A 6,260-nucleotide genomic window follows, 5' to 3' on the forward strand; every position below is an offset into this window, starting at 1 on the left:
TTTCATGTACTTATATTAACAATCAAAACTCAAGGAAAATAGTCCTTAGTTAAATCAAACGACACTTCATGTCGTGTCGCTTATATCTCTGACCTGAAGGACAGAGTTTTACGCTCCATTTGATAAATATTTTTTTAATACCTATTCACATATCATGACAAGCATGCTAATTTTCATCTTAAGTGTGATCTGTTTAAAACAATTAAATCATTCATCGCAGCGCACGAATGACTACTGTTAATATTTTTTATTAATCAAGTGGTTATACTTAGCAACAAGGAGTTTAACAATGATGATACAAGCTCTGAAAAAAATTTATGCACTGTTGTCACAACAGATGAATCCAAAGTTGCAAGGAATGCATCTTTCGGTTCCAGAAGCCGAGGGTGATTACGCCCAAGGGACTTATTTTGAAATTCTTGCGGCTCAACACCATCAAGACTTTCTCAGTCACCATACTATGGATTCAGCAGACCAATCCCCTACCGACTATCGTAATGCAATGTGGAATTTTTTAAGTGCCGCATTAAAAGGTCATAAAGATGCCCAATATCGCTTAGGTCTCGGTTATTTACGTGGAGAACTCGGCTTAGACCGTAATTATGAACTTGCAGAGCTTTGGCTCAGTAAAGCTGCTGCACAAGGCCATGAACATGCAGACTACGTCTTACATCATGCCTATGAAGACATAGTTGTATAGTCATTGCATCTCAAGCAATAAAAAACCAGCCCGCAGGCTGGTTTTTTATTTTAAAACTGGAACTTAGTTACCAATTTTGCGGTATTTCTGACGCTTTGCAACAAGGTCATCACCATCACGTTTACGGCGGTATTCTTCAAATTCATGGTAGTTACCCGTGAAGAATTCAGGGGTTTCACCTTCAAATGACAAGATGTGCGTTGCAATACGGTCGAGGAACCAACGGTCATGCGAGATCACCATTACAGTCCCTGGGAATACCAGAATGGCATCTTCAAGCGCACGTAAAGTTTCGATATCCAAGTCGTTTGATGGTTCATCGAGTAAGATAACGTTTGCGCCCATTTGCAGGATTTTCGCAAGTTGTAAACGGTTACGTTCACCACCTGACAATTGACCTACACGTTTTTGCTGATCTTGACCTTTGAAGTTAAAGCGACCGATATACGCACGAGATGCGATTTCGTATTCACCAATTTTCAAGATATCTAAACCGCCAGAAACTTCTTCCCAAACAGTTTTGTTGTCATCTAAGGTGTCACGAATCTGACCAACATAAGCCACTTTAACAGACTCACCCAGTGTAACTGTACCTGTATCTGGTTGTTGTTCGCCTGTCATCATACGGAATAATGTGGTTTTACCCGCACCGTTTTCGCCCACAATACCTACAATTGCAGCAGGTGGTACAACGAACGATAAATCTTTATAAAGTGTACGGTCACCAAAGGATTTACTAATACCTTCAACTTCTACAACCTTGTTACCTAAACGTGGACCAGGTGGAATGTAGATTTCAGACGTTTCGTTACGCTGTTGGAATTCGCGTGAGTTAAGCTCTTCAAAACGCTCCATACGCGCTTTGTTTTTCTTTTGCTGACCTTTGGCATTTGAACGAACCCATTCAAGTTCTTTTTTCAATGCTTTAGCAAAAGATTCTTCTTGCTTCTGTTCTTGCTCTAAACGAGCATTTTTCTGCTCTAACCAAGAAGAGTAGTTGCCTTGGTATGGAATACCCATGCCGCGGTCAAGCTCAAGAATCCACTCTGCCACGTTATCCAAGAAGTAACGGTCATGGGTAATCGCAACGATCGTACCTGGGAAATCTTTCAAGAAACGTTCTAACCAAGATACTGATGAAGCATCCAAATGGTTCGTCGGTTCATCTAGAAGTAGCATGTCTGGTTTAGACAATAACAAACGGCAAAGTGCAACACGACGGCGCTCACCACCAGACAACTTAGATACATCTGCATCCCAAGCTGGAAGATTCAACGCTGCAGCAGCCTGATCCATTTGGTTGACAATGTTATGTGCATCCCATGAATGGATAATCGCTTCTAACTTCTCTTGTTCTTTTGCAAGTGCATCAAAGTCAGCATCTTCTGCTGCATATTCTGCAAACACTTCATCAAGACGCGCCAAAGCATCCAACGGTTCACGTAAACCGTCTTCAACGTTACCACGAACGTCTTTGCTTTCATCCAATGGCGGCTCTTGTTCAAGGTAACCAATTTTGATACCCGGTTGAGCACGTGCTTCACCTGAGAAATCTTTATCTACGCCCGCCATAATACGAAGCAAGGTAGATTTACCTGCACCGTTTAGACCAAGCACACCAATTTTTGCGCCTGGGAAAAATGATAAAGAGATGTCTTTCAGGATTTCGCGCTTAGGCGGAACCATCTTCGACACACGGTTCATCGTGTAAATATATTGGGCCACTTAGGACTCCTCAATAGTCAAAACATATACGGAACAACACAAAGTTGCCCCTGCTCAATTGAGCGAAAAAATAATCGGCTATTATACGCATAAAGTCGTGAAAAAATAAGGTTTCGCACACGCCTTCAATGCATTGTTACAAGTTTAATGGCGAACAAAATTTAAACATGCGTTTTTAAGCATGATTTCGCTCATCTTTAGCTGAAAATTTTTCAACAATATGAATAATTATGATATTAATTTTAGAAATAAAGCACTTTTATTCATATATAAAAATGATAGACTGTTTAAAAACTAGCTCACTTAGATGAAGTAATCATGACATATAAAGACGAAACTTTAGCAATTCACGCGGGGTATACACCGGAGCCAACCACCAAAGCGGTTGCGGTGCCAATTTATCAAACCACTTCATATTCCTTCGATAACACACAGCATGGTGCTGATTTATTTGACTTAAAAGTTCAGGGTAATATTTATACCCGCATCATGAATCCAACCACAGCGGTACTTGAACAGCGTGTTGCAGCACTCGAAGGCGGTATTGGCGCTTTGGCCTTAGCCTCTGGTATGGCTGCCATTACATATGCGATTCAAACTATTGCTGAAGCAGGCGACAATATCGCTTCAGTTTCGACCCTATATGGCGGCACATATAATCTGTTTGCCCACACCCTGCCGAAACAAGGCATTGAAGTTCGCTTCTTTGATTATCAAAACCCTGAAGCGCTGCGTAGCCTCATCGATGACAAAACCAAGTTGGTCTTTGTCGAATCTATTGGTAACCCATTGGGCAATATTATTGACCTCGAAGCAATTTCGAAAATTGCGCACGAATATGGCATACCTGTGGTGGTCGACAATACCGTTGCTACTCCTGTCCTGCAAAAATCATTTGAATTTGGTGCCGACATTGTGGTGCATTCATTGACCAAATATATTGGTGGTCATGGTAATTCGATCGGCGGCATCATCGTCGATAGCGGCAAGTTCCCTTGGGGCAAATATCCTGAACGCTTTAAATCACTGAATACCGCTGATCCAAGCTACCACGGGGTGAATTATGTCGAAGCCTTAGGTGAAGCAGCCTACATTGCTCGTGCGCGCGTGGTACCACTGCGTAATACGGGCGCTGCGATCAGCCCGAACAATGTGTTTTTGATCTTACAAGGTTTGGAAACCTTAAGCCTGCGCATGGAACGTCATACAGAAAATGCGCAAAAAGTGGCTGAATATTTACAAGCGCATCCAAAAGTAAAATGGGTTAACTACGCTGGCCTAAAAGACCACCCACAACATGCTTTGGCGCAAAAATATGTCAAAGGCAAACCATCTGCGATTCTTTCATTCGGCGTTCAAGATGGCCTTGCAGGTGGCACACGTTTCATCGATGCCTTGCAGTTGTTTACTCGCCTTGTGAATATTGGTGATGCCAAAAGTTTAGCCTGCCATCCTGCGACCACGACACATCGTCAACTCAATGAAGATGAACTCAAAGCAGCGGGGGTCAGCATTGATATGGTTCGTTTATCGATTGGGATCGAACATGCGGATGACTTGATTGCAGACTTAGAGCAAGCCTTAGCTGCTGTTTAAACCATAATTGCACAATCCACAGGTCTTATTTTTAAGGCCTGTTTTTATTTCCATTTCATTTAAATAACCACTCCCACATAATCCGCCTTCCAACTTTAGGCATCTATGGCCCTGCTTCTATATTTATTTACAATTTTATTTATCTTGAAAATCGACTTTTTTAGGTTACAACGATGTTGATAAAAGCACTTCTCTTTCACATATTTATGTGTTAAAAATTGAGTAAATAGGGATTTTAATTTAGAGTAAAAACTCTAAATATTATTTTATTATCAATTACTTATCATATGGCTTTTTTTGAATAAAACGCTATCATACCGCTGACTTAAAACAGCCCTGCACATAGCGTTGTCGGGCCGATAAATGAATACAATAAAACTGATTTAACAGGGAACCTCATCGTGAATTCAAGACTTGAGAAACGTTTCGTTGACCGTGTCAACGGTAAGACCATTTTAATCACCGGTGCATCAAGTGGTATCGGTTTAACCACAGCGCATCGCCTTGCCAACGCAGGCGCACATGTTCTACTGGTTGCACGTACCAAAGAAACTCTTGATGCCGTAAAAGCTGAAATTGAAGCCACTGGCGGTAAAGCCGATGTTTTCCCATGTGACCTCAATGATATGGACTCCATTGATGCTGTGGCACAACAAATCCTCGCTTCCGTCGATCATATTGATATCTTAATTAATAACGCTGGCCGTTCTATTCGTCGTGCCGTACATGAATCAACCGATCGTTTCCATGATTTTGAACGTACTATGCAGTTGAACTATTTTGGCGCGGTACGTTTGGTGATGAATTTACTGCCGAAAATGATGATTCGTCGTGAAGGTCATATCATCAACATCAGTTCGATTGGTGTATTGGCCAATGCAACACGCTTCTCTGCCTATGTTGCGTCTAAAGCCGCATTAGATGCTTTTAGCCGTTGCCTGAGCGCTGAAGTTCACTCGCATAATATTGCCATCACGTCGGTCTACATGCCATTGGTGCGCACGCCAATGATCGCTCCAACCAAAATTTATAAATACGTTCCAACGCTTTCTCCAGAACAAGCGACTGACCTGATTGCCTATGCCATCGTGAAACGTCCAAAGAAAGTGGCGACCAATTTGGGCCGTCTGGCTTCTATTACCTACTCAATTGCTCCAGACATTAACAACAAACTCATGTCGATTGGTTATAACTTGTTCCCAAGCTCTTCAGCGTCTATTGGTAAGCAAGAAAAACTCAATTGGGTACAAAAGGCATATGCTCGCCTATTCCCAGGTGAACACTGGTAAGACTTGACTCACCCCTAAAAAAGCCCTTTTGAGGGCTTTTTTATTGGGTTTTATGCAGCATCTTTGATACATTGGGCTGAGATAAAATCAACTTTTAAAACAATGAAAACTCAAAATATTGCCATCATCGGTGCAGGTACGGCAGGATTAGCTGCTGCAGCAATGCTTGCTGCTCAAGGCCATCAGATCTGCTTATATGAAAAAGTCTCACAACTTGAACCTGTGGGCGCAGGATTATTATTACAACCTGCCGGACTGGCAGTTTTCGAACATTTAGGCATTTTGGAACAAGCCTTAAGCCTTGGCGCTGTGGTAACCGGTCTTGAAGGTCAACTGGCTGGCGGCGACTTGCTGATAAACAGTCAATATCGACAAGCCGATGAACGTTCATATGGACTCGGCATTCACCGTGCCACACTCTGTCATGTCCTTGCATCCAAAGTCCGAGAATATCCTCAACACGTTGAGTGGTGTATGGCGCATGAGGTACATGAACTTCAAGAGTCCAGTGACGGTATAAACGTGATTGGACAATCCGCAGATCAATCCTTTCAACGTCAATTTGATCTCGTGTTGATCGCCAATGGCGCACGCAGCCATTTACGCCCTAAAGCATGGGAAAAGCTCAACCAAGCCTACCCTTGGGGTGCAAAGTGGATCATCGTGCCTGAATGCGAAGTGCTGAATCCGCAGATCTTGCATCAGTTCTATGACCGCTCCAACATCATGATGGGTGTAATGCCTACGGGAGCAATTCCAACGCAGCCTGAACAGCGCCTTTCGAGCATTTTCTGGAGTCTACCTACAGCAGATTTAGAAGGATTCTTGACATACTCCCACCACCAAGCTAAGAGCTATGGTGGGGGAATCTTTGCGACCCATGCAATCTTAGAGATTGCACCTTTCGATACCGCACTGCGCTGACAGTATGGCGGTACAGGAACTCTTTA

Annotated in this window: 4 protein-coding genes and 1 pseudogene; 4 read left to right on the forward strand and 1 reads right to left on the reverse strand. The window is 42.7% G+C overall.

From position 1 onward, the window contains the following. Positions 1 to 289: 289 nt before the first annotated feature. The gene (locus FTT98_RS17040) at positions 290 to 700 is read left to right on the forward strand and encodes an SEL1-like repeat protein (RefSeq protein ID WP_078189397.1); all 411 of its coding nucleotides are present in this window, start codon (positions 290 to 292) and stop codon (positions 698 to 700) included. 63 nt (positions 701 to 763) lie between these two features. On the opposite strand, the gene ettA is transcribed toward FTT98_RS17040, so the two are convergent. Continuing rightward, positions 764 to 2,425: an energy-dependent translational throttle protein EttA gene (ettA, locus tag FTT98_RS17045; RefSeq protein ID WP_180042172.1), complete on the reverse strand. Its 1,662-nt coding sequence runs from the start codon at positions 2,423 to 2,425 to the stop codon at positions 764 to 766. 318 nt (positions 2,426 to 2,743) lie between these two features. Here ettA and FTT98_RS17050 point away from each other — a divergent pair, with 318 nt between their 5' ends. The 3 genes and pseudogenes from FTT98_RS17050 to FTT98_RS17060 all read left to right on the forward strand — a co-directional run. Beyond that, a complete protein-coding gene (locus tag FTT98_RS17050; protein ID WP_180042174.1) occupies positions 2,744 to 4,021 on the forward strand; it encodes an O-acetylhomoserine aminocarboxypropyltransferase/cysteine synthase family protein in 1,278 nt (425 codons plus the stop codon). 401 nt (positions 4,022 to 4,422) lie between these two features. Then, the gene (locus FTT98_RS17055) at positions 4,423 to 5,310 is read left to right on the forward strand and encodes an SDR family NAD(P)-dependent oxidoreductase (protein ID WP_078189400.1); all 888 of its coding nucleotides are present in this window, start codon (positions 4,423 to 4,425) and stop codon (positions 5,308 to 5,310) included. Between the two features lie 102 nt (positions 5,311 to 5,412). Beyond that, a pseudogene (locus FTT98_RS17060) lies at positions 5,413 to 6,138 on the forward strand (FAD-dependent oxidoreductase); the annotation flags it as partial. Between the last annotated feature and the right edge of the window lie 122 nt (positions 6,139 to 6,260).

The sequence above is a fragment of the Acinetobacter sp. YH12039 genome, from assembly GCF_013420015.1.
GTDB lineage: Bacteria > Pseudomonadota > Gammaproteobacteria > Pseudomonadales > Moraxellaceae > Acinetobacter > Acinetobacter amyesii.